This is a genomic window from Candidatus Vallotiella sp. (ex Adelges kitamiensis), from assembly GCF_020342435.1.
Taxonomy (GTDB): Bacteria; Pseudomonadota; Gammaproteobacteria; order Burkholderiales; family Burkholderiaceae; genus Mycetohabitans.
Genome location: NZ_CP080504.1, coordinates 107,457 through 132,023 on the forward strand (window position 1 = coordinate 107,457; position 24,567 = coordinate 132,023).

16 protein-coding genes, 1 tRNA gene and 1 pseudogene are annotated in these 24,567 nt (G+C 44.5%); 10 read left to right on the forward strand and 8 right to left on the reverse strand.

From position 1 onward, the window contains the following. Window positions 1–248 precede the first annotated feature (248 nt). The 3 genes and pseudogenes from secA to K0T93_RS00535 all read left to right on the forward strand — a co-directional run bounded on the left by secA (window position 249) and on the right by K0T93_RS00535 (window position 4,768). The gene (gene secA, locus K0T93_RS00525; protein ID WP_225721477.1) at window positions 249–3,089 is read left to right on the forward strand and encodes a preprotein translocase subunit SecA; all 2,841 of its coding nucleotides are present in this window, start codon (window positions 249–251) and stop codon (window positions 3,087–3,089) included. Between the two features lie 344 nt (window positions 3,090–3,433). After that, window positions 3,434–3,756 (forward strand): annotated as a pseudogene (locus K0T93_RS04490) (bifunctional ornithine acetyltransferase/N-acetylglutamate synthase); the annotation flags it as partial. 586 nt (window positions 3,757–4,342) lie between these two features. Next, entirely contained in the window at window positions 4,343–4,768 is a 426-nt protein-coding gene (locus K0T93_RS00535; protein WP_225721478.1) for an NUDIX domain-containing protein, read from the forward strand. Between the two features lie 9 nt (window positions 4,769–4,777). Here K0T93_RS00535 and K0T93_RS00540 read toward each other — a convergent pair whose 3' ends face one another. The 6 genes from K0T93_RS00540 to K0T93_RS00565 form a co-directional block, all read right to left on the reverse strand. Continuing rightward, window positions 4,778–4,966, reverse strand: a complete 189-nt coding sequence (locus K0T93_RS00540; RefSeq protein ID WP_225721479.1) for a DNA gyrase inhibitor YacG — start codon at window positions 4,964–4,966, stop codon at window positions 4,778–4,780. Between the two features lie 24 nt (window positions 4,967–4,990). Next, entirely contained in the window at window positions 4,991–5,746 is a 756-nt protein-coding gene (gene zapD / locus K0T93_RS00545; RefSeq protein WP_225721480.1) for a cell division protein ZapD, read from the reverse strand. A 125-nt stretch (window positions 5,747–5,871) separates the two neighbouring features. Continuing rightward, the gene (coaE, locus tag K0T93_RS00550) at window positions 5,872–6,486 is read right to left on the reverse strand and encodes a dephospho-CoA kinase (protein ID WP_225721481.1); all 615 of its coding nucleotides are present in this window, start codon (window positions 6,484–6,486) and stop codon (window positions 5,872–5,874) included. Window positions 6,487–6,488: 2 nt separating this feature from the next. After that, window positions 6,489–7,112, reverse strand: a complete 624-nt coding sequence (locus K0T93_RS00555) for a prepilin peptidase (RefSeq protein WP_225721482.1) — start codon at window positions 7,110–7,112, stop codon at window positions 6,489–6,491. 1,001 nt (window positions 7,113–8,113) lie between these two features. Continuing rightward, window positions 8,114–9,397 carry an HlyC/CorC family transporter gene (locus K0T93_RS00560; RefSeq protein ID WP_225721483.1) on the reverse strand — a complete coding sequence of 428 codons (1,284 nt, stop codon included), beginning with the start codon at window positions 9,395–9,397 and terminating at the stop codon, window positions 8,114–8,116. A gap of 726 nt (window positions 9,398–10,123) precedes the next feature. Continuing rightward, window positions 10,124–10,200, reverse strand: a tRNA-Pro gene (locus K0T93_RS00565). Between the two features lie 1,196 nt (window positions 10,201–11,396). Between K0T93_RS00565 and rplU the strand changes: the two genes are divergently transcribed. From rplU to proB, 4 genes are all read left to right on the forward strand, one after another. Beyond that, window positions 11,397–11,711, forward strand: a complete 315-nt coding sequence (gene rplU / locus K0T93_RS00570) for a 50S ribosomal protein L21 (RefSeq protein WP_225721484.1) — start codon at window positions 11,397–11,399, stop codon at window positions 11,709–11,711. A gap of 19 nt (window positions 11,712–11,730) precedes the next feature. Further along, on the forward strand, window positions 11,731–11,991 hold the full coding sequence (rpmA, locus tag K0T93_RS00575) for a 50S ribosomal protein L27 (RefSeq protein ID WP_225721485.1): 261 nt from the start codon (window positions 11,731–11,733) through the stop codon (window positions 11,989–11,991). A 194-nt stretch (window positions 11,992–12,185) separates the two neighbouring features. Further along, window positions 12,186–13,235: an Obg family GTPase CgtA gene (gene cgtA, locus K0T93_RS00580; RefSeq protein ID WP_255601762.1), complete on the forward strand. Its 1,050-nt coding sequence runs from the start codon at window positions 12,186–12,188 to the stop codon at window positions 13,233–13,235. 123 nt (window positions 13,236–13,358) lie between these two features. Further along, complete coding sequence (gene proB / locus K0T93_RS00585) at window positions 13,359–14,477, forward strand: glutamate 5-kinase (protein ID WP_225721486.1); 1,119 nt, start codon at window positions 13,359–13,361, stop codon at window positions 14,475–14,477. A 420-nt stretch (window positions 14,478–14,897) separates the two neighbouring features. On the opposite strand, the gene K0T93_RS00590 is transcribed toward proB, so the two are convergent. Next, window positions 14,898–15,560, reverse strand: a complete 663-nt coding sequence (locus K0T93_RS00590) for an RNA pyrophosphohydrolase (RefSeq protein WP_445082791.1) — start codon at window positions 15,558–15,560, stop codon at window positions 14,898–14,900. A gap of 114 nt (window positions 15,561–15,674) precedes the next feature. On the opposite strand from K0T93_RS00590, the gene K0T93_RS00595 reads away from it, so the two are divergent. Next, window positions 15,675–17,411, forward strand: coding sequence for a proline--tRNA ligase (locus K0T93_RS00595; protein ID WP_225721487.1), 1,737 nt, complete (start codon window positions 15,675–15,677; stop codon window positions 17,409–17,411). Between the two features lie 11 nt (window positions 17,412–17,422). Next, the gene (locus tag K0T93_RS00600) at window positions 17,423–18,019 is read left to right on the forward strand and encodes a MarC family protein (RefSeq protein ID WP_225721740.1); all 597 of its coding nucleotides are present in this window, start codon (window positions 17,423–17,425) and stop codon (window positions 18,017–18,019) included. Between the two features lie 511 nt (window positions 18,020–18,530). On the opposite strand, the gene ffh is transcribed toward K0T93_RS00600, so the two are convergent. Continuing rightward, window positions 18,531–19,898 (reverse strand): signal recognition particle protein, encoded by a 1,368-nt coding sequence (gene ffh / locus K0T93_RS00605; protein ID WP_225721488.1) that lies wholly within the window; start codon window positions 19,896–19,898, stop codon window positions 18,531–18,533. A gap of 1,631 nt (window positions 19,899–21,529) precedes the next feature. Between ffh and K0T93_RS00610 the strand changes: the two genes are divergently transcribed. Further along, a complete protein-coding gene (locus K0T93_RS00610) occupies window positions 21,530–24,460 on the forward strand; it encodes a ribonucleoside-diphosphate reductase subunit alpha (protein WP_225721489.1) in 2,931 nt (976 codons plus the stop codon). Window positions 24,461–24,567: the final 107 nt, after the last annotated feature.

Sequence of the window (24,567 nt, forward strand, 5' to 3'; positions counted from 1 at the left end):
GGGGAGTGATAGATCACAACCGTTTAGAAGTTAACGTAACTATATTATGGCAGACTTTAGAAGCTAACCTTAGACAATATTGCATTGCTAGTTAATATAGGTTGATAACTAAGCACACTAAGGTCGGTAGTATGTTTTCGGCATGCTAAGATAATACACTTGAATCTAGTAAACATAGCCGTTAAACCGCCGTGCACTAACGGGCCGCGCCGATCCGGCGCTGCGTATCACCTCGAGATCCCGATCTGATGACCACCGGTTTTCTGCAAAAAATTTTTGGTAGTCGCAACCAGCGGCTAATCAAACAGTATCAAAAGACCGTCGCAACAATCAATGCGCTAGAGATGCAGATTGAAAAAATGACGGACGAGCAATTACGAGCGAAAACTCAGGAATTTAGGCAACGTGCAGCAGCTGGAGAGTTGCTTGATAGACTGCTTCCAGAGGCATTCGCAGTATGTCGAGAAGCAAGCCGGCGTGTACTGAAGATGAGACACTTTGATGTACAGCTCATTGGAGGTATGGCGTTGCACTATGGTAAAATTGCTGAAATGCGAACAGGTGAAGGCAAAACGCTAGTAGCTACGCTAGCAGCGTATTTGAACGCACTATCAGGGTGTGGTGTGCATATAGTGACGGTCAATGACTATCTTGCAAAACGCGATGCAGAGTGGATGAGCCGGCTCTATAATTTCCTGGATCTATCTGTTGGCATTAATCTTTTACAAATGGGACACAGAGAGAAGCAGGAAGCCTACGCGTCAGATATCACATATGGCACAAACAACGAATTCGGATTCGACTACCTACGCGATAATATGGTCTACGAGATCCATGAGCGTGTACAGCGTGTATTGAATTTTGCAATTGTCGATGAGGTTGATTCGATCTTAATCGACGAGGCGCGTACGCCACTGATTATATCAGGGCAGGCTGAGGATCACACTGAGTTATATGTCCGGATGAATTCCTTGCCACCTCTGTTAGAGCGCCAAATCGGTGAAGAAAAGACTGACGGTAGTGGAGTCGAGAGACCAGGTGACTATACGCTAGATGAAAAAACACGCTCAGTATTCCTAACTGAATCGGGTCACGAAAAAGCGGAGCAGCTGCTAGCTGAATGGAATCTCATTAGTAATGATGAGAGTTTATATGCACCACAGAACATCACGCTGATGCATCATGTGTATGCAGCTCTACGCGCTCATATTCTATTTTTCCGTAATCAGCACTATGTTATACAAAACGATGAAGTAATCATCGTTGATGAGTTTACCGGACGCTTGATGCCAGGTCGGCGCTGGTCAGACGGTCTCCACCAGGCTCTAGAAGCAAAAGAGCATGTGAAAATCCAGGCAGAGAACCAGACGTTAGCATCGATCACTTTCCAGAATTACTTCCGGATGTACGGAAAGCTATCGGGCATGACTGGCACAGCTGATACCGAGGCATACGAGTTCAATGAGATCTATGGACTTGAGACTATTATTGTTCCAACAAACCAGCCGCCCAAGCGTACAGATTATCAGGACCAAATATATAAGATATCAAAAGAACGATATGATGCAGTAATCCGCGATATCCAAGACTGTTATGAGCGCGGGCAGCCAGTGCTGGTCGGCACCACATCCATCGAAAATTCTGAGCTACTATCATGCCTACTCAATAAAATTAGACTACCACACGAGGTGCTAAATGCAAAACAGCATACACGTGAGGCAGCAATTGTTGCTGAGGCTGGCCGCCCGAGGCGCATTACAATTGCGACTAATATGGCTGGCCGTGGTACTGATATCGTGCTTGGAGGAAATCCAGATAAGCAGGCCTCATTGATTGAAGCTAATGTGTCAATTAATGACGACGAGAAGCGACGTCGGATCAAGAAAATCTACGCTGAATGGCGGATGCTACATGAACAAGTTAAGGAAGTCGGTGGCCTGCATATCATCGGCACAGAACGACACGAATCGCGTCGGATCGACAACCAGTTACGGGGGCGTGCTGGCCGTCAGAGCGATCCGGGCTCATCTCGCTTCTACTTATCGCTCGAGGATCCTTTGCTGCGCATTTTTTCTGGCGACCGCGTTCGCGCGATTATGAATAGACTGAGGATGCCGGAAGGTGAGGCAATCGAGGCTGGAATTGTGACTCGCGCAATCGAATCAGCGCAACGTAAGGTTGAGGCTCGTAATTTCAATATCCGAAAGCAATTGCTCGAGTATGATGACGTTTCTAACGACCAACGTAAAGTGATTTATCAGCAGCGTAACGAATTGTTGGAGGCGCAGGAAGTCCATGAGACAATCAGTGCAATGCGGCATAGTGTGCTCACTGAGCTGGTACGTACCTATGTGCCGTCTGGTAGCATCGAAGAACAGTGGGATATTCGGGCGTTGGAGGAAGTATTGCGAAACGACTGGGTACCCGATCTTATATTACAAGAAATACTAAATAAGACGGATGCGATTGAGGCCGACGAGGTGCTTGATTCAGTGCTCTCGGCAAGTGATAAGACGTATGAAACTAAAGTTGCACAAGTCGGGCGTAAAGCGTTTAGCAGTTTCGAGCGTTCAGTGATCCTGCATACGCTGGACACGCATTGGCGTGAGCATCTAGCTGCGCTCGAGCATCTACGTCAGGGCATCCACTTACGTGGATACGCGCAGAAAAATCCAAAACAAGAGTATAAGCTTGAGGCATTTAAGCTCTTTGAGGCAATGCTAAATGAAGTTAAGCTTGATATCACACGTACCGTGATAAATATAAAAATTCAAGCAGCGGATCGGTTTGGAGAGACAGTTAAACTATTATATAGAGAGCCACAGATAGACTTTTTAGAGAAAATTGTATTCAAACAGGAAAATCTTACGCAGATCTCCGGTACAAAATCTACATTCTCTAACATAGAATCCAGTATATCCCCGATAGGACACGTGACTCATGTGAGCTCTGAGCTATCACCTAACTTCGCTACTGATGAACCATCAGTATCCAAACGCGATAACTCATACCCGAAGGTCGGCCGTAATGATCAATGCTTGTGTGGAAGCGGTAAGAAATACAAACAGTGCCATGGTCGGCTTGTGTGAGATATATCTTTCTCTATCTAGCTAGAACTGACAATTCACCCTATACCTGGTATGGAACTTGGCCGGGCTAAGGCTAATCTGTATAAGTCGAATCGCAAAGATGTATTAGTATGCGGTCACACATAGTCATTCTATGAAGATTCGAGCTCTACTTGTCAAATCGGTAATACAAATTCTAGGGCGGGAGAAATGATCACACTTTCTTTATATCGACGTGCAACCAGTGCTGCCTTTCTCTACCGGTGTTATTCCTTGAGCCACTACTAATCGAACGTTTCAAGGCAAGATTGTATCAGGCTGTTGCGCGACTTGCACCAGTGCACCAGTCAGAAGCAATATAGTCAATTATTACGACCGATACACAGCCCAAGACTGTCTTTCAGAAAATCACCATTAACGGGCATACATTTACAATAACTAGTATTAGCAAGGGTGCTGGGATGATCAAACCAAACATAGCTTCAATGCTAGGATTTGTCGCAATTGATGCAGAAATCACTTAGCCCGTGCTGGATATATTAGTCAAAGACGCAGCTAATTACTCATTTAATTGTATTACTATTGATGGCGATGCGTCGATAAATGACTCTTTATTATTACATCAACTACTTGCTCGACGTTATCGGTCATTATATCTACTCAGAATATCGCGCGTTACGCGATGCGTTTGCATTGACGCGGCTTGAATAGTGCCTTGCACAAACGCTGAGCGCGCGGTAATGTTCAGGCAACTATTTTGACCCGCGACTTATCGCATAAATATGTTTCTATCAATACAGGGTACCGTTCTTGACTTACGCTATGAGGTACTCCCATTCCTAGGAGGTCAATTCAACTTGATTTGTTTGACTTGACTTGTTTGAATAATTTTAGCAAAATAAAAGTGCTCTTAAACGCTTAGAAACGTATTTCTGCACTAGTACTTGTAAGCTCCTGATAGAAGTAAAAAGAGTAATCTACATATTCTTTAATAGCTCGTCTTTCAAGAAAAAAGAATACAGCCATAATTAATATAGGATTTAAAAATGAGATTTATTGAGGTAAAGTAATATTCAAGAGAAAAATTGGCTACCCGATTTTTATCCGGCATGCTGAGATTAATGTCGTACTGAGCGCTGCGTTTTTTGGAGACCGTAGCCACATTCGAGTGGAGTTTACATAATCCTTATTCAAGACTAGATCCAGTCGACCGTTGAAATCTAAATGATTACGAAGACGACATACTATAATCCTGAATATAGTTTAAGTAATATATGTCGCAAGTGTATGCTGCTACCCATACTGTTGATAGGCGAAAAATTATCGAAGTAGCTGTCGGTATTATGCTTCATGAAGATAAGTATTTCTTGCTCACACAACGCCCCACCGGAAAGCCCTTCGAAGGATACTGGGAATTTCCGGGTGGTAAGATAGATTCGGGTGAGAGTGTTGAAGACGCATTAGCGCGGGAATTATATGAAGAACTAGGTGTCACAATTGTTGATAGCATACGATGGCAGATCATAGAGCATAACTATCCGCACGCTTATGTACGGTTGTTCTTCTATAAAGTGATCCAGTGGAGCGGTAATTTAAGAGCTCGAGAGGGACAATCATTTATCTGGCAGACGCTACCCGTTAAGGTGGCGCCACTACTGCCTGGGGCATTGACAATGATTGATTGGCTCGCTACTCAATAGCGTTAAATTTTATTTCATATCGCCTAAATTTTGAGGATCGCTGTCTAATAGATCGTTATTGATAATCATATATTTCCCGGTTGCCCACGCGCCGAGATCAATTTTCTTACAGCGTTCGGAACAAAAAGGACGAAACGTTTTTTCTGTTCTCCACTCCACGTTTACACCACAAGTTGGGCAGTTAACAATAGTTGTCATACCTAAAATGCTTGATTATTCAAGTTATAGGGTACATAGCGCTAGTTGGAATGGCACGTCGATGTCAATAGTCCGTGGACGTAAGTCTCCCTCCTGCTGAGTAAAGCGCATCCATAACATATACTTATTAGCGCTAGCCTCTGGAATAACGCTGAGATCTGCTGCTATAAGGACTCGTATCAATTGATAGATTCGTCCCGATAACATTTTCTGATAATTACCACGCAGTGCTATATCTTTTGTAGTTTGCCCTGATTCGCGCGCAATCCGTAATACGATTATTATCGCCTCGTGTAGTGGCATTAATGGCATCGCCCATTTTATAATATCCGCTCGACGCGCTTCTGCAGTGCGGCGCTGCCATGCGTAATATGCCGGTAGATCGAAACGACAGGTTGCACCGGGAATAATAGCCCGGCTTCGGATGCTAGCGAGCCATTCATTATCAGCTAGATACTGCCCTGTTTTTCCTTGCATGCGCGCAAGGCTGATCAAAGTTTGTCTAATTTGATTAAGGATTATTTCCAGCGCATCTTGTTTAATCCCGGGGCTGCCTCGAAAAGGTGTCAGAATTTGGCGTTGGCGCTCAAGCTCTTTTATTAGATCTGATTTCAAGTCGCTTCGGCCCGTCATTTCAGTAATCTCGAACAGAGTAGTTAGAGCGACGTGATGTTCTCTAGGGTCCTCTTGCGTCATGAAAAACGTAAAGCGATCAAATAGATCCTCAAGGCGTAGTAGCGTGCGGATGCGCTCGTTGAGCGGATACTCGTATAAAATCAAACGTAAGCGCCTTTCACTTTAGAATATAGAAGGGGCGACAATATGCACATTATTCTAATGTGCTCGAATATTTGTAGCAATCGTCCCCAAATTTAGATCGCATCGATACTACCTGGCATGCTAATTTACGATGGAATCGTATAGCGCGCTAAGCATAAATAGCGCTGATGCAACAATTTTATTTTTAGAAGGAGCGGGTCAATAATATCGGTCTCATTAACGAGAATATCATCAGCGGCTGCAAGCCTTGTCTGACGCGTGGCTTGATGTGCAATAATGGCTTGTACTTGTTTGCGTGTGAAGCCATTACGCTGCATCACGTTCTTAATTTGTGTCTGCACAGAACAATCCACCACAAGAAAACGATCGACGCGTTCGCGCCAATTATCTACCTCAATGAGCAACGGTACCACACAGATCGCATATGGGCTACTCCCCGCCTGTATTGCACGGTCCGTTTCTATGCGGATTAATGGATGCATAATAGCTTCAAGCTGCCTCTTCGCTTCTGTATTCCTAAACACTAATTCTCGCATCCGTGCGCGATCTAGTGTACCTTCTGCTGTGATGAAGGTGCTACCAAATCGTCTTTGAATTCTAGGTATTGCTGCGCCACCCGACGCAGTCATGCGATGCGCTATTAGATCGGTATCTACAATCGGCACGCCATAGGCGGCGAAAGCATTAGCGACTGTTGTTTTTCCACTGCCAATTCCGCCAGTAAGTCCCACTGTAAACATCGTCAACTTCCAATAAGCGGATAGAGAGACGCGACCCCGAAAAGCTTAAGTACTGCCGATCCCGATAGAAATGGACCAAATGGTAATGGATCTTCCAGGCGCATGCGCTTGGAAAGGATAGCTTCCAGACCAATAATCGAACTACAGAGCGTCGCGACCAGTATTACCTGAAACAGTGAGCTCCAACCAAACCATGCACCAATAGCAGAAAATAACTTCAAATCGCCGTAACCAATTCCTTCCACACCGCGCACCAGCTTAAACAGCTTCTGAACGATCCATAGCAATATATAGCCAGCTGCCGCTCCAATCACAGCTGCGTTCAATGGCGAGAATACTGCATGTAGATTAACCAGCAAACCGGCCCAGAGTAGCGGTAACGTCAGCATATCGGGTAGCAGCTTGCTTTTAAGATCAATAGCGCTTATCGCAAGTAGCGCAGTACAGAAAGCAAATGCAGCAAGCGCTGCAGGCGTAGGGCCAAACGTTGCAAGAGAAAAAGCTGCGAGCAGCGTACATGCATATTCGATTAATAGATAGCGAAAACAGGGTAGTATACTCCACGCTGAGTGCAGTATCCACGGGTAATAGCTTTGGAAAAAGACAGAGCTATGCTCAACCTCCAAATTTAATTTGGAATTTTTCTTATTACCTCTAGCGCTCAAGGTGTGTCCAATATTTTTCTGTGCATAATTGGTCAATCTTTTCTGCCATGTAGGTCTAAGAAGTGGGAGTACACCGTATACTATAACAACGAAGAAAATACCGATAACTAATCCAAGTAGGCGGGCGAAAGCGTACTGCCAAGCAACCGACAGCCTTAGCTTTGAGAAATCGCTAGTTAAACTAGCAATCCAGCAGATAAGATTATATAAAGCGATAATAAAAATGAATACATGTCAATGGATACTAAAAATAGTCTGTTACGCTACCCAATCTCCATTGTATTAGGTTCTCTATTTAATATAGGCATCACAATGCTCCGATCTCCCCAATGTGGTTCTTACAGCCACCAAAGACCGTTACCACACTGGGTTGTACTCCAAGCACATATTAGAAGACAAGACATATACAGCCAGAAATACACCGGTAGAATCGGCGTTATAAACACGGTACTGCCCCGCCATATTTCTTAGAACGGGTATTTTAATCGGAAGGCATAAATGCTATATACTACTAACGCTAATTCGGTTTACAGAGCTGCTTAATATCGCAACAGCTTAGCGCAGTGTCGCGTTGCTTATGCATCAGGTGAATATAACAATTCATAGACTTTATCGTGGCGTACCTAGATGATTTCAACCAACTAAACTAATTCTGTCACGTTAAGTATCTGATCTAGTGATAACGGTTAGCTCTTTTATTTTTACAGTGTGAGCTAATTATCGCGATTTGAATCTTTTTCGATTTACATAAAATCTTGTAGGAAGATATTTCTGTGCGATATGATTGTCAACGCCGCGATGATGTGAACTGCTCTGTAAAACAGATTTTTGTAGGCGCATGAACTATGTTTCTACATTATAGAACAGTTGTAGTATACGGGATTATTTAGTCGAACAATGTAGCGCGTCGGCGTACAGTTTTGCACGCCAAGCTAGAAAGCGGATGGCTACGCTGCTGTCGCTCATACGGTGTCTAACTGAGTTGGTCGGAATAATTTTACTGTGCGAATAGCTTGGTTGTCAATCTGCATAACCTGGATACGTGTGCCGTTGATTACCATGCTTACATCGGCCTCCGGGATGGTTTCTAGTAGTTCTAGGATTAGTCCATTTAACGTTTTAGGGCCATCGAGCGGTAACCGTAAGCTAAGTCGACGATTAAGCTCTCGTAAGGAAATACCTCCCGTTACTATACATTCCCCTTGTGCGTTCCAGCCGTCTACTGCACCACTCGCCATGCGAGGTAATGTTATTGTGAACTCACCGATTAACTCGTCAATTATGTCTTTCAGTGTCACAAGTCCTTGAACTTCGCCATATTCATTAACGACCAGCGCTATTCGATTCTGATTCTCTTGAAAGTACTGTAGCTGTTGGAAAACAGGCGTGCCGCTCGGAACGAAATAAGGTTCCACAAGTAATTCTCGTAATTTTTCGCGTCCGAATTTTTGGTTCTGTAGCGCAGCAAGGGTCTTGCGCACATGAAGCATACCAAGAACACGATCAATGTCGCCTTGATAGACAATTAACTGATTATGGTAGCAAGTTTCTAACTGCTTGACTAACTGATCGAATGGCACATCAAGGTCTAGTGACTCTATACGCTGACGAGGGGTCATAACATCATCGACCGAGATGCTCTCCAGATTAAACAGGTTTAGCAGAATACTACGGTGCTTACTGGGTATAAAGTTACTCGACTCTAATATAACACTACGCCATTCTTCGTTAGACATACGTAAATCCCGGCCCCTATTCATATTGATGTGCAAAATAAACAGGATGCTGTTAACTAGTATATTTATGAACCAGACTAAAGGTCGAGCTATCGTGATCAGGGGCTTGATAATAAGACTAGCCGGCAATGCTATTTTTTCAGGATAGGTTGCGCCGACAATCTTCGGTGTGATTTCGGCGAACACGATGATCAAGAAGGCGACGATCCCGGTGGTGATAGAGAGCACTGCACTATGATTATGGAACGCGCGCAGTGCGATTGATGTCGTAAGAACCGGGATGATAACGTTCATTAGATTGTTACCAATTAAAATCACACATAGTAACTGGTTGGTATGTGCAAGCAAATATTGTGTTGTTTTCGCACCTATCACCCCCTTAATTACTAGGTCCTTGAGCCGATGACGATTCAGCGCCATCATTGCGGTTTCTGAGATTGAAAAAAAGCCTGATATGAGTAACAACACAACTACAGCGCCAATTTGCGCCCAAAGAGAGAGAATTTCCACACAGAAAAGCCAAATACCGGCTAAAAAATGCATTCAAACTATATTAGAATACCGTCAGCAGGTCAGTACGCTGGCCTAACGGCGACTATTGCTGCGAGCATTCTGTCGTTTTTCCTCTAATATATTAAAGCTTAGTACGTGCCCGCCCCAAGCTTTCTTTTGAGAAAGAAGGTACTTATAAGGATAGTGAAGTATTAATCAGTGTCATGCATAACCTAATGTACAGCGCGTATACGCTAATGCTATACACCAAAATTTTATTTGTACGCAGATTATCATTATCTATCTTTCGAGCACATAAACAGCGATGGATTTTGTAGTTTCCAAACGCTAATTATTTGTTTTTGAAGATGCTTAAGCAAGCGCCAAGCAGCTAGGAAAGAAGGTTCTGAACCGCTATATCTCGCATTAATCTAGGCGAAAACCGCCTCATCGTTACCACGTACAGCGCTGTCTATCAGTTATATAAAGTATTGGTTAAGGATTTTATATCTGTCGTGCAAATCATGTTTAATCTCTCAATGTTTCAGCCTGATAGAAAAGAGTCTACAGTGAATTCTAAGTTCTTGGTCATAACATTATCAGATATAGGTACTACCGAAATTCAAGATAGTCAAAAAAGCAAAAAGCATCCAGCTAGATTGGGGAGTTTTTTATAAAAAACTGAGAAAAATTTATCTTATATCAGCATACGACATATGCGATAAACTAATAATATCTGAATTATGGTCGGGATGAGAGGATTTGAACCTCTGGCTTCTACGTCCCGAACGTAGCGCTCTACCAGGCTGAGCTACATCCCGAGTTAAATTAATTTAATATTTTTAGAACTGGTGCGACGCTGAATAAACCGCATAATCTTAGCAGCGATTCTTTAAATTTAGAATCTAGAAACAAAAAATAGTGACCACTGCAGTCTGTTCGAACCCTGCCTGACTAAGTGATAGCGGCAAACGGGTCGAACCGGTCTGTTCAGCTGTGTTTAATAGTCTCTTAAGCTATCCGGGCTTGCTTAGCTGGTTCGCTCCGTACTTAATCAAATAGATCGGAGGTAGTATCCGCTTACCTTTGCGTAAGTCATCACTAGCATTTCCTCTATTGACTCTGGCGTATCAACATAGTCGAGCCAGTCGTCCATGCTTTAGAAAGCAGTGCCAATCGTGAAGCCAAATTCAGACGCGTCGGACTCCATAGCTAACTAAGCTGCCGTATTAAACACTTAGTGTTTAATAGCGTATTACCTGCATGTATTATGCTTGATTTATATTCAGGGCATATATGTTTAATAGTTGTAACACTTCACTCTCTTCTATTACATTAGTAGCATCAAAAAAAATCTACATCATGTGTAAGTGATTGCATGCGACTATCATCTAGATCTGAATCTGAAACGATTAAAAATATAGAAGATCTCCGGCGAGTGCATCGGCAGTTTGCTTACCACACCTTAATTTTAATTCGCACTACATTGTCATAGAACGGCGTCACTGTATCGATAAATCTATGCACGCGGCTAACTCATACTGATGACCTTTAGTCTCTTAGCATTTATGGTAAGCAATAGTAGAGCAGGTCGTATGCGTTTTCCGCCTGCGTTAATAATGTATTTAGTAATCTGATTGATAAGAACAAGATAAGACGTGAGCTACGTGGGGATCATGTGATTAACTTGTTGCATATCGTCTTCGATTAGCTCTAGTATAGCGCTCGTAAACGGGAGGTAGCTGTCAACAATGTAATCTCAAAAGAGTAGGCCGGAAATATAAACACTAGGGCAGCTGCCCGTTTTTGTAACTAGTTTGTTGTCATGCTAGAATAACTTAGCGCTCCTACCCGTCAAGATCTCCCAGGAATTTTCCTTTCCTTAGAAATCCATATAAGTTAAGTGCTTCTGTACATGGTGTGCAGGTATTTACAAAGTAAAGTAGATGGGAATACGTATTTAAAATAAATATAAATGCGGTTCAAATGTAAACCGCTTTTTAAGCGAGGTTCAGTGATGTACGCGGTTATAAAAACTGGCGGCAAGCAGTATAAAGTTGCTTCCGGCGAAAAATTGAAAATAGAGCAGATACCAGCAGACATTGGCGCTAAGATCACCCTCGACCAGGTTCTTGCAATAGGTAAAGGCGAATCAATTAGGGTCGGTATGCCTCTTGTTCATGGGGCTTTCGTTGAAGCTACCGTAGTAGTGCACGGACGATATTCGAAAGTTACAATTTTTAAAATGCGTCGCAGGAAGCATTACCAAAAGCATAGCGGCCATCGCCAGAATTACACTGAATTACACATAGACGCGATCAAAGTACAATAAACAGCGAGGCTGTATATAAATGGCACATAAAAAAGCAGGTGGCTCTTCTCGGAATGGCCGCGATTCTCAAAGTAAACGTCTTGGTGTCAAGATATTCGGGGGACAAGAAATTAATTCTGGTAGCATCATTGTGCGTCAACGCGGCACGCGGATGCATGCTGGTGATAATGTCGGGATCGGAAAAGATCATACGCTATTCGCATTGATAGACGGCCATGTCTGCTTTACGATCAAAGGCCCGACGAAAAAACATATCGTTAGCGTAAGCCCAGCTATTTGAATACCTAAGCTCAGCAAACGGAGAACAGTCTAATTAAGCGCTCTTGTTGTGCTAGTCACCACTCACCCAAAGGCCCCGAGAAAGTTTCGGGGCCTTTGGGTGAGTGGTGACTAGAGCCAATAAAACTTCTAATTTTGGCATTAAAAATAGAACAATGAGCAAGCCAGCAACAATATAGAAAGGGAGCCAGTGAAGTGCACTTTATTGACGAAGCGAAGATCGAGATTGTTGCTGGCGATGGTGGAAATGGAAGCGCGTCAATGCGCCGGGAAAGGTTTATTCCGTTCGGCGGGCCAGATGGAGGTGACGGTGGAAGCGGGGGCAGTATTTACGCTAGCGCTGATCGTAATATCAATACGCTCATTGATTATCGATTTTCAAAAAAATACCAAGCGTGTAAAGGTGAGAACGGGCGGGGCTCGGGCTGCTATGGAAGGGGAGGCAAAGATATCACGTTACGGATGCCAATCGGCACTGTGATTACAGATAGAGAGACCGATCAGCTGATCGCTGACCTAACTACACATGATCAGCGCGTTCTGCTTGCCAAAGGGGGAGCGGGAGGACTCGGTAACCTACATTTCAAATCAAGTACGAACCGTGCGCCACGGCAAAAAACAGGCGGGGGGGCAGGCGAGCACAGATTGTTAAGACTTGAACTGCGAGTGCTAGCCGACGTTGGCCTTCTAGGAATGCCTAACGCTGGAAAATCGACTTTTATCGCGCGCGTGTCGCGTGCGAAACCAAAGATCGCTGATTATCCGTTTACGACACTGCATCCGAATCTAGGGGTAGTCCGTATTGGGCCAGAAAAGAGCTTTATAGTTGCTGATACTCCAGGGCTGATCCAGAGCGCTGCTGAGGGCGTTGGATTGGGACATCAATTTCTACGACATTTGAAACGCACAAAAATATTGCTGCATCTAGTTGATCTTATGCCATTCAATGACGAAGCTGATCCAGCCTTAGAGGCGATCGCAATCGTCAACGAGCTACGCAAGTATGATGAGGCGCTTTACTGTAAGCCAAGGTGGTTAGTTTTAAACAAAGTCGACATGGCTACAGAGCATGAGCGCGAAATGCGTGTAGCTAATTTTATTAAGCGCAGCGATTGGCGAATACCAGTATTCCAGATCTCGGCACTTACCGGCGTAGGCTGCGAGAATCTGTGTTATGCAATCTATGATTACTTAAGAGAGATTGATCTGACTGTAAGCACGCAACATACTAAGATCAGGCGTTAGACAACAAACAGCTTTAGGAGGCGAAAGATGTGCGACGATAGGCCGCACCGTAACACGGATACACAGTAACTATGAATATAAGCATGACATATACCAAAGTGAAATCATAAGGATGATGGAACAATGTATTCAATCATTGCTAATGCAAAACGGCTAGTTGTAAAAGTAGGCTCAAGCTTAGTTACTAATAATGGACGTGGTCTAGATCATAACGCAATCGGGCAGTGGGTCTTACAAATCGCTGAATTGCGCCAACAAGGAAGGGAGGTAGTGTTAGTCAGCTCTGGCGCAATTGCAGAGGGTATGTGCCGCCTGGGCTGGAGTCGTCGTCCACGTGAGATCGCTAAACAGCAGGCTGCAGCCGCAATCGGACAAATGGGGTTGGTGCAAGTCTATGAAAGCTGCTTTTCAGAGCATTCGATCCACACGGCGCAGATCCTGCTTACACACTCAGACCTTTCTGATCGCGAGCGTTACCTGAATGCAAGCTCGACACTGCTGACATTACTTGGGCTTGGCGTGGTACCGATTATCAATGAGAATGATACCGTTGTTACTGATGAAATTAAGTTTGGAGATAATGATACTTTAGCCGCGTTAGTGACGAATTTGATTGAAGGGGATGCCCTGATTATTCTTACTGATCAGCGTGGTTTGTACACAGCTGACCCTCGAAAAGATCCTACTGCAACACTAGTTCAAGAAGCTGATGCTAACGATCCGGCGCTAGAGACAATGGCGGGTAGTACTAGTACAACAATTGGCCAAGGTGGAATGTTAACTAAGATTCTAGCTGCTAAGCGCGCCGCACGTAGTGGTGCAAATACGATTATTGCAAGTGGCCGAGAACCGAGTATATTAATCCGGTTAGCGGCAGCAGAACAGATTGGTACCCAACTTATTGCGGGGACTGCCTGCTTAGCTGCACGCAAGCAGTGGATAGCAAACCATCTGAAAGTACGAGGTCACGTAGTTCTCGATGCAGGTGCGGTTGAGAAGTTAATTTTTAGTGGAAAGAGCCTGTTGCCAGTCGGCATTATCGATGTACAGGGTATTTTTACTCGTGGTGAGGTGATCTCGTGTTTAGACGAAGCGCACCGCGAGATAGCGCGCGGGTTAACAAACTACGGTAGCGCGGAAGCTCGGATGATTAGCCGCCATCCTAGTTCGGAAATTGATTTTATTCTTGGTTATATGCTTGAACCAGAAGTAATCCACCGAAATAATCTAGTAATGCTGTAGGTATAGGCGAAGTATACGTGCTCGCGTGTAGGCTCTCATATATAAATATGAGTGAATGATAATTCGTGCTTTACTCACATGTAGGGTATATAAGTCTTACTTGATACATATCAGTTTCCTATTCTAGATGAGTCGCCAACCGTTTGTAGCGTTTTTAACCTAGAGTTCTTGCTGCTGCCAGCAGTTGCATAAACGGTTTATTCATAGGATCTATAGCACTTAGCTAGACATATATGTGCTATGCAAGCCTATCATTATGAGCCTAGATGGGACCTACTACAGCGCTAGCGTTACCTACAGAAAATTAGGTAAATACATTCCAAGAGAAACAGCTGGAAATTAGTAAAATTAGATCTTTAAAGCATAGCTCTTAGTTATTTTCTGCGGCAGTTTTTTATGCCTATAAAACTTTAGGGGTAGTCATAGTTTTAGATTAATGTTGGCCGAATCAATGGCGGATATACGCAGCATTGTGGTAGTCGCGTGTCCCGGATCAGATTCGACGTTTAAGCATTCCCTCTCGATTGATACTGTTATTCCTCCTGTACGTTTTGTATGCGTCTTTAAATACTGGCTTCCATAGGGAAAGTTAGAACGACGGTGTACAGGCTTATTTTGTAGAAAGCGAGAGAGCTCAGTTAAAGCCATCTGATATACATCTCTTTTAAACTCGATGACAGTATCTAGCGAAACCCAGTAATTATTCCAGCGCCACGCGTCAAACTCTGGATGATGGGTTGCGCGTAGGCAGATATCGCAGTCGCGTCCGTTCATGCGCAACAGAAACCATAGCTGCTTCTGCCCACGATAGCGCCCTCGAACTTCTCGTCCGATGTATTTATCAGGTACCTTGTAACGCAACCAGTCTCGAGTGCGGCCAATAACTTTGACATGCTCGGATTTTAAACCAGTTTCTTCATGCAACTCCCGAAACATCGCTTGCAGAGGTGTTTCGCCATACTTAATACCTCCTTGCGGAAACTGCCAAGAATGCTCATGCAGCCGTTTACCCCAAAACACCTCGTTACGCGTGTTCAAAAGGAGGATGCCGACGTTCGGGCGAAAGCCTTCACAATCCAGCATACAATCACCTTAAAATCCTTTAAAATTGTCTTAATTATAAACAGTTCATAGGCACTGTGCGACCTAACATAAAAATGGGTGTGCCTGAGCCCTCGTTTTGGAAATCCATCAAGAATGAAAGCTTCGCGTTTTTTTATCAGCACTCTGAAAGAAGCGCCGGCTGATGCCGATATCATCAGTCACCAATTGATGGTTAGGGCAGGAATAATTCGCCGCATCGCTAGTGGTATCTACAGCTATATGCCGATCGGTCTGCGCTCTATTCGCAAGGTGGAAGCAATTGTACGTGAAGAGATGAACCGTACGGGTGCGATCGAGTTGTTGATGCCAGCGGTGCAGCCCGCTGAGCTGTGGCAGGAATCTAGTCGATGGGAGGAATATGGTCCAGAACTACTACGCATGAAAGATCGACATAACCGAAACTTCGTTATCGGACCGACACATGAGGAAGTGGTTACGGATATTGCTCGAAGAGAAATTAAGAGCCACCGCCAGCTGCCTATAAATTTTTATCAGGTACAGACTAAGTTCCGAGACGAAATTCGCCCCAGGTTCGGAGTAATCCGAGGGCGAGAGTTCATCATGAAAGATGCATATTCGTTTGATCGCGATCATGCTGGTCTACAAATCTCCTACCAGAAGATGTACGACGCGTATGTAAAAATTTTCACACACCTTGGGCTGGAATTCCGAGTGGTATCAGCCGATAATGGCTCGATCGGGGGCACTAAATCTCACGAATTCCATGCGATCGCCGAAACCGGTGAGGATGTCATCGCGTATTGCCCCAGCTCAGACTATGCCGCTAACATTGAGGCGGCCGAAGCTGTATCGTTGATAGAGTCTCGAGAACCTCCAAGCGAGCTGCTAACTAAAAGAGCCACGCCAGGCAAAGTAAAATGCGAGCAAGTGGCCGATTATCTTGGTATTGCATTAGAACGGATAATTAAGTCGATCGTCCTAGCCGTAGATACGGCAAATACCGATCCAACAATTTGGTTGCTGCTACTGCACGCCCCCCATGAACTGAACAAAATCAAGGTTAGCAAGGTACCGGGGCTAGATGGCTATCGCTTTGCTACTGAGCAGGAAATCGTCGATTGGTTTGGCGCGCCGCCCGGCTATTTGGGCCCTCTTAACACACGAAAGCCGGTGAAAGTAATAGCCGATCGCACCGTAGCAAATATGAGCGACTTTGTAGTCGGTTCGAACGAGATGAATTATCACACGACGGGAGTTAATTGGGGGCGAGACTTGCCAGTACCGGAAGTGGCAGACTTGAGAAATGTGCGAAAAGGTGATCCATCGCCAGATGGCTGTGGCAATCTAGATCTATGCCGAGGCATTGAGGTTGGGCATGTATTTCAACTTGGCACCAAGTACTCGGAATCTATGGGGGCGATTTTCCTAAATGAAAATGGCAAGCCGACACCGATAACAATGGGTTCTTACGGTATTGGTATCACGAGGATTCTTAGTGCTGCAATTGAGCAGAACTTTGACGGGCGCGGCATTATTTGGCCTGAAGCCATTGCGCCATTTCATCTAGTGCTATGCCCTATAGGTTATGAGCGTAGCGACGCAGTACGTGAGCAGACGGACAAGCTCTATAACGAACTGCTCAGTGCGGGTATTGACGTGATCTTAGACGACCGTGGCGAGCGTCCGGGTGTGATGCTGAGAGACTGGGAATTAATCGGTGTACCTCACCGGCTTGTAATTAGGGAGCGCTGTCTCAAGGACGGCAAGATCGAATATCAGAGCCGACGCGATGCAGAGCCGACTCTGTTGCTGCTTGAACGGGCGGCACTTTGGGTAATCGAGCGGGTATGTGCGGCACTGGTACATTGACGGAACACGCCATGCAATACACATTCCTATCTGCGACAGTCCTGCTGATCCTAATTACGGATCCGTTAGGTAATATTCCATTATTTATTAGTGTACTGCGCAATGTTGCTTTCAATCGGCGCTCCCAGGTGATCTTGCGTGAAGTAGCGATTGCGTTTGTCATTCTGCTGGTATTCATGATCGCTGGCCACACGTTTTTGCGCATGATGCATCTAACAGATCTTTCATTACGGTTAGCCGGTGGGATAGTACTATTTCTAATTGCGCTTCGGATGATCTTTCCACATGCGGAAGGTCCGCTTGGTGGTGAGCCGCTGGGCGAGCCACTAATTGTACCGCTTGCAATTCCGGCACTAGCCGGACCCTCAGCCATCGCGACTGTCATGTTGCTGACGTCACAGGCGCCAGGTAAGATGCTTGAATGGATTAGTGCGCTTACTGTGACAATGGCTGTGTGTGCAATTGTTCTGTTACTAGCTGATAAAATACAGAGGTGGCTCGGAACGCCTACCGTTGCTGCGTTCGAGCGGTTAATGGGACTTGTATTGGTTGGGATTTCAGTGGAAATGGTTCTAGAGGGTATTCGAATTTTTATGCGACAGCTTTAGCGCGAAATATGGAGAATAACAACAGGTTTGGTTATCGCTTTGTACAAAGATAAGATCATAAACTTATTTCGCTAATCTTCTAAGAATTTATATAGAATTTAGCCATATAGTATTTTAACACTTAAGCACACCCGAAATTAGAATACGGCTAATTAGTTATCAAATAATCTTTTCGGTGCGTGGCGCTGTGTTAAAAACAATGATGCACTTCCTTTCTAAACCTCGGGTATTATTTTTCTTATTTCTAAAATATTATTAAGTGTTAGCTTAATAGAGTTTTCGGCTGATTCGATTAATCCGCGTTGTTAGTCTTTTTTATAGACACATGTCGTAGTATGGGGTTACATAAATAAATATAGTCGCACTCAATTAAAAAATAAAGATCGGCGTGAATAGTGAAGGCGACAGACTGCTATTAAGCAATAATATAAGAAAATGACATTTATCCGTATTGTCTAATACTAGACGCACATATAAAATATACACAGAAGCTTGCCTGTAGTATCTTCATTCAGCGCTGCGTAGGCGACACGCTTATAATGCTTCGAATTATCTTGGGCAAGCCCCCCCCTTGTAGCCTTCTCATCATGCTGCGCATCTGCTCAAACTGGTTTAGCATTCTATTTACTTCTTGTATCTTCACTCCGGCGCCGGTCGCAATACGGCGTTTCCGGCTTGCTTTGATTAGTTCAGGTTTTGCGCGCTCAGCTGGTGTCATCGACGTGATCATGCCCTCCATGCGGCGTATATGTTTTTCAACTTGAGATATGTCTGCGTTACCAGCAGATTGCTGAAATTGTGCCGGAAGCTTCTTCATCAGAGTAGATAATCCTCCTATTTTCTTCATTTGCGACAGTTGAGAGCGAAAGTCATTTAAATCAAAGACACCCCCTTTTTTCACTTTTTCAGCAAGCTTTTGTGCGGCATGTACGTCTACGCTACGTTGCGCCTCTTCAACTATCCCCAGGATATCTCCCATACCTAGGATCCGATTAGCCATGCGTTCAGGGTAGAATATTTCCAGATCGTCAAGCTTCTCACCGACGCCGATAAACTTAATTGGCTGTCCGGTTACGTATCGTGCCGACAACGCTGCGCCGCCCCGCGAGTCACTATCGAGCTTAGTTAGCACAATACCCGTTAGAGGTAACGTGTCATTAAAAGATTTTGCGGTATTAATCGAATCTTGCCCAAGCATTGCATCAATAACGAATAGTGCTTCTGCTGGCTTAAGTTGCGTGTGCAACTTAGAGATTTCCTGCATCATTCTATGGTCAATGCCGAGTCGGCCTGCCGTGTCTACAATCAATATGTCATGGTAGTGACACCTAGCCCAATTCAATGCATCTCGCGCAATATCTAGTGGATTTTGATCTTGTTGGGATGGAAAAAAATCTGCACCGACCTGCTCAGTGACTATCTGTAGCTGCGATATTGCCGCGGGCCTGTATACGTCACACGATACAGTAAGGACTTTCTTTTTCTGCTTCTCACGTAGAAGTTTAGCTAACTTGCCGACTGTGGTAGTCTTGCCGGCCCCCTGAAGACCCACGACTAAAATCACAGCTGGTGGCGTAACCGCTAGATTCAGCTCAGCTGCTTTACCATCGTAGTGACCACCAATCAGAGCGGTTAGTTCGCGTTGTACAATGCTCACTAGCATCTGGCCAGGAGTAAAGCTGTTCACTACTTCCTCGCCTAGTGCTTTTTCGCGAACTTTTGTAACAAATTCTCGTACCACTGGCAAGGCGACATCTGCCTCAAGCAGTGCTAGTTGCACTGTACGTAGCATCTCTTGCGTATTAGCCTCGGTAAGTCGGGCTTCACCGCGTAGCGTCTTTATGACGCGAGCCATACGTTGTGTCAGGTCGTTAAGCATAAGTATTGCGTGTGGTTTGCTATGGGCCGATACGAAATCGGGCCGGCATTGCAGTCGCGTTGTACATTAAAACTATATGGGGCAGAAATTAGGGCTAGCGTCAAGGTGGCTGTGTAGACTACATGACAACATGTATTGTAATGCATATAATCGCTGTCTTTTATAGAAGTCTTAGCAGCGTTGCCTAGTAACTTTATCCATGAGCGTGTGATCTATACGGCCCGATGCTAGCAGCAGGTTAGTGTGCCGTATTATTTACCTTATCGTCAATTCCATAATTCATTGTGGTTATCTATAACATAAAATTTTTCCACTAATTGCCTACATCGCAGCACTGATAGGATGGTATAAGTGACTGATGTAATGCCCCTCACTGTTTATAATTTACTTCATATTAATGAATATCGCGTATAGATTTCTGGCTATTGCTGTATTGTATAACCTTAATATTTTTAATTAAACAGGGGCTACATACGTTGTGAGGCATTGCGGATAGAGTAGGACTGAGACATCCGCGCACGACTGCTTATTAAATAGTGCAATAGGTTGAAACCGTTGTTGATATTAAACAAATTCTATTTTGTTTACCTGCCTCAGGTTTTATATTGCACGACTGTATTTATCAGTAACGTCTAGTTTAGAGAGAAATTGGTAATTCAGGTCGTTAAACTGAATCACGAAACGGTATTCTCTTCATCTTTAAGGTTGAATTCAGAATATTGCTGATATGTTCTCTATTACCGATACAGTTAGTGTGAACTTGTATTTTCATCTAAATAGTCTGCTTTTTGTGCTTATTTATTTATCATAGCCTATTTTTTGGGTCTTTTGTCTCGCTATTTAATTTTTATAAAGTTAAGGTATGCATCGTGATCTATGCGCTAAGGTAGAGTGGCCCAATATAGTATCAATTCAAAAATCTCGGTTTTCTTTTTGAGAAAGTTGAGCGAATAGTATCCATAAAATAACTTAATTGCGCTGTATATACCGACTCTACATCTATCGATCCACCTTGCGTAGCGGGTGGAATTGTTGAAATTTGTCTCTTACAATGAGCAAGAATAGCGTGCTAGCAAATCTAGTTTCGTTAATTTCAAGGCGCTACGACGATTCTTTAAATAGTATTAAACTAGACAGTTTAAAGAATTAATTATCTACGGCACCCCAATACAATACATTAGCGCGATTACACGTATTCGGTAACTATCAGTTAGCTATTCGGATATTAGAGCTACATTTCAATTAGCATCAGTTGTGAGATGGAGCTTCTAGCATTATTTTTATAAATGTGTTTCGCGTGGGATATACGCAAGTGATACTTAGTTGTGTAGCATCGCAAAAGTTGCGTATCGAAGAGCTTGCAGTCAATCGTACATATCTGACCTTGGTTGCTAGCCGCGAATTTATTCATAGAACCTGGGGTAAATTTACACTATAGTTAGTGTGCATTAGTATCTAATGCACTATATATTGTGTATTTTGTGATGCTGTGTGTACGGTTATTTCGCCTTATTACCTTCTATCAATATCATTTTTTGGGATGGTACTACGGCAATATGCCGGATCCACGCCTGTATTCATTACGAGAATACGGATTCTGCCGCACGAGATAAGATTAGGAGGTTTTTCCCATGCAACCCATCGAGAACGCTATGTCCCATCAGCCTGATGCCGCAGCACGCTTGCCGTATAGCGGTAACACTGCATATGAGTCGCGAACATTAGCACCTCAGGCGGAGTTTACCGACTATAAAGTTATTCTCCGAAACGGGAGCGTGATGTCGTTCGAGCCATCTAAGATTACGATAGCAATAAGCAAGGCTTTTCTTGCTGTCAATGGCAACCATGGCGCCATGTCGGCACGCGTGCGCGAATTGATTGAGACGATAACGAATAGGCTTGTACATGCGCTTATTCGCAGCCGCCCGCATGGTGGCACGTTCCATATAGAAGATATTCAAGATCAGGTCGAACTCGCGCTGATGCGGGCTGGCGAACATAATGTTGCTCGTGCCTACGTACTATATCGTGAGAAACGCGCTGCGGAGCGCATGTATAAAGTGGAACATAGGCCGGTGCAGGGAGAGCTGAGTGTCAGCGACAACGGTATTATGCGTCCACTGGATCTTACTGTTTTATGCAGCGTAATCACAGCAGCCTGCGAAGGATTCAATGATATAGTTAGTGTAGAGTCAGTCCTTGCTGAAACAATCAAAAATCTCTATGACGGTGTCCCCTTATTAAGGGTCTACGACTCGGCAATCCTTGCCGCACGCACAATGATTGAGAGAGAGCCGGCTTACAGCCAAGTTACTGCAAGGCTGCTATTACACGTGATCCGTCGCGAGGTTCTTGGTGAAGAGGTACTGCAGTCCGAGATGGAGGGGCGGTATGCAAAATACTTCGAGCAGTTCTTGAGACGAGGTGTCGAGGCTGAGTTACTCGATGAAAAGTTGCTGCAATTCGATCTTAAAAAGCTAGCTGATGCACTAGATGCATCGCGCGATCTAAAATTCAGCTACCTCGGACTACAGACGCTATATGACCGTTATTTCTTACATATAGACGGGGAGCGCATTGAAATGCCGCAGGCTTTCTTTATGCGGGTAGCCATGGGTCTCGCGCTTAATGAAAGCGACCGAGAAACGCAGGCAATTTCATTCTACAATGTACTATCGACATTTGATTTCATGAGCTCGACACCGACGCTATTTAATTCTGGTACGCGCCGCTCACAGATGTCATCGTGTTACTTAACTACTGTCTCAGATGATTTAGATGGTATATATGAAGCTCTAAAAGAAAACGCACTATTATCTAAATTTGCTGGCGGGCTTGGAAACGACTGGACCCGCGTGCGTGCACTTGGCTCCCATATCAAGGGCACTAACGGAAAGTCACAGGGCGTAGTTCCGTTTCTAAAGGTTGTTAACGATACGGCAGTTGCGGTTAATCAAGGCGGCAAGCGAAAAGGTGCAGTGTGTACATATCTTGAAACTTGGCATCTGGATATCGAGGAGTTTCTAGAACTTCGAAAGAATACTGGAGACGATCGACGACGTACACACGATATGAACACCGCAAACTGGATCCCAGATCTTTTCATGAAGCGGGTGATCGAGGGAGGCGACTGGACATTGTTTTCGCCGTCAACCTGCTCAGATCTGCATGAGAAATTTGGTACTGAGTTTGAAGAAGCATATGTCAAGTACGAAGAGAAGGCAGAATGTGGCGAACTAAAGTTGTTCAAGAAGATTCCAGCTGTGCAACTGTGGCGCAAGATGCTCGGGATGCTATTCGAGACAGGTCACCCATGGATTACATTTAAAGATCCATGCAATATATGCTCGCCGCAGCAGCACGTGGGTATCGTGCATTCCTCGAACCTCTGTACTGAAGTCACATTAAACACCAGCGATAATGAGATCGCGGTTTGCAATCTAGGTTCAGTTAATCTTGTGGCACATATGAAGCAGGGATTAGATGGAAGCTATGTATTAGACCACGATAAGCTTAAGCACACGATAAGCATCGCAATGCGAATGCTCGATAATGTCATCGATATCAACTACTACGCAGTTTCTAAAGCACGCAACTCAAACTTGAGGCATCGGCCGGTCGGTATGGGTATTATGGGATTTCAGGACTGTTTGTACCTGCTACGTACGCCGTATGCGTCGCAGCAAGCGATAGAGTTTGCTGATCGCTCTATGGAGGCTGTCTGCTATTACTCATATTCAGCATCTGTCGAACTAGCAAGCGAGCGTGGTTGCTATTCGTCTTACCATGGTTCATTATGGGATCGTGGAATCCTTCCACAGGATACGCTAAAACTACTTGCCGACTCGAGGGGTGGTTATGTTGAAGTCGACTCATCCGAGTCGATGGACTGGGCTGCGTTGCGTGAGCGCATTACTATGCACGGTATACGCAACTCGAACTGCATTGCAATAGCACCGACCGCAACCATTTCAAATATTGTTGGTGTGTCCGCATGTATAGAGCCGACATTTCAAAATCTATATGTGAAATCGAACTTATCTGGCGAATTCACGGTCGTCAACGGATACTTAGTGAGAGACTTAAAAGCGTGCGGACTTTGGGACGAAGTAATGGTAGCCGATTTGAAGTATTTTGATGGATCGCTAGCGCGCATTGATCGTATTCCCGTTGATTTGCGTGAGACATATGCAACCGCGTTTGAAGTAGATCCGAAATGGCTCGTGGAAGCTGCAGCGCGCAGACAGAAATGGATCGATCAAGCGCAATCGTTGAATATCTACATGGCTAGTGCTTCGGGTAAGAAGCTAGAAGAAATATATAAGCTTGCCTGGCTGCGCGGACTAAAAACAACGTACTACTTACGCACGCTCGCTGCGACTCATGTTGAGAAATCCACGGTTACGCGCGGTACACTTAATGCGGTGCAATCTAACATGACTGCATGCTACGACGATATTCGTACCCGTATCGATGCGAAATCACACGATGAAATCGCAGAACCAGTTTGCATGCTGAGTCCTAGTGATACAGGGTTTGATGAGTGCGAGGCTTGCCAGTAAGACATTAGTTTGTGAGTATGCGTGAGCATATTATGCATACTCACATAGAGTATGATAATGCACGTAAAGAACGTGTTAAACGCTGTTCTACGTATGTATATAGCCTC

What these genes read in the sequence shown, in the direction of transcription:
- K0T93_RS00535 (WP_225721478.1), top strand. Translation starts at nt 4,343, where the DNA reads ATGTCGCAAGTGTATGCTGCTACCCATACTGTTGATAGGCGAAAAATT.
- proB (WP_225721486.1), top strand. Translation starts at nt 13,359, where the DNA reads ATGTATTCAATCATTGCTAATGCAAAACGGCTAGTTGTAAAAGTAGGC.
- coaE (WP_225721481.1), bottom strand. Translation starts at nt 6,486, where the DNA reads ATGTTTACAGTGGGACTTACTGGCGGAATTGGCAGTGGAAAAACAACA.
- K0T93_RS00590 (WP_445082791.1), bottom strand. Translation starts at nt 15,560, where the DNA reads ATGCTGGATTGTGAAGGCTTTCGCCCGAACGTCGGCATCCTCCTTTTG.
- rplU (WP_225721484.1), top strand. Translation starts at nt 11,397, where the DNA reads ATGTACGCGGTTATAAAAACTGGCGGCAAGCAGTATAAAGTTGCTTCC.
- K0T93_RS00600 (WP_225721740.1), top strand. Translation starts at nt 17,423, where the DNA reads ATGCAATACACATTCCTATCTGCGACAGTCCTGCTGATCCTAATTACG.
- K0T93_RS00610 (WP_225721489.1), top strand. Translation starts at nt 21,530, where the DNA reads ATGCAACCCATCGAGAACGCTATGTCCCATCAGCCTGATGCCGCAGCA.
- rpmA (WP_225721485.1), top strand. Translation starts at nt 11,731, where the DNA reads ATGGCACATAAAAAAGCAGGTGGCTCTTCTCGGAATGGCCGCGATTCT.
- secA (WP_225721477.1), top strand. Translation starts at nt 249, where the DNA reads ATGACCACCGGTTTTCTGCAAAAAATTTTTGGTAGTCGCAACCAGCGG.
- ffh (WP_225721488.1), bottom strand. Translation starts at nt 19,898, where the DNA reads ATGCTTAACGACCTGACACAACGTATGGCTCGCGTCATAAAGACGCTA.
- K0T93_RS00540 (WP_225721479.1), bottom strand. Translation starts at nt 4,966, where the DNA reads ATGACAACTATTGTTAACTGCCCAACTTGTGGTGTAAACGTGGAGTGG.
- K0T93_RS00595 (WP_225721487.1), top strand. Translation starts at nt 15,675, where the DNA reads ATGAAAGCTTCGCGTTTTTTTATCAGCACTCTGAAAGAAGCGCCGGCT.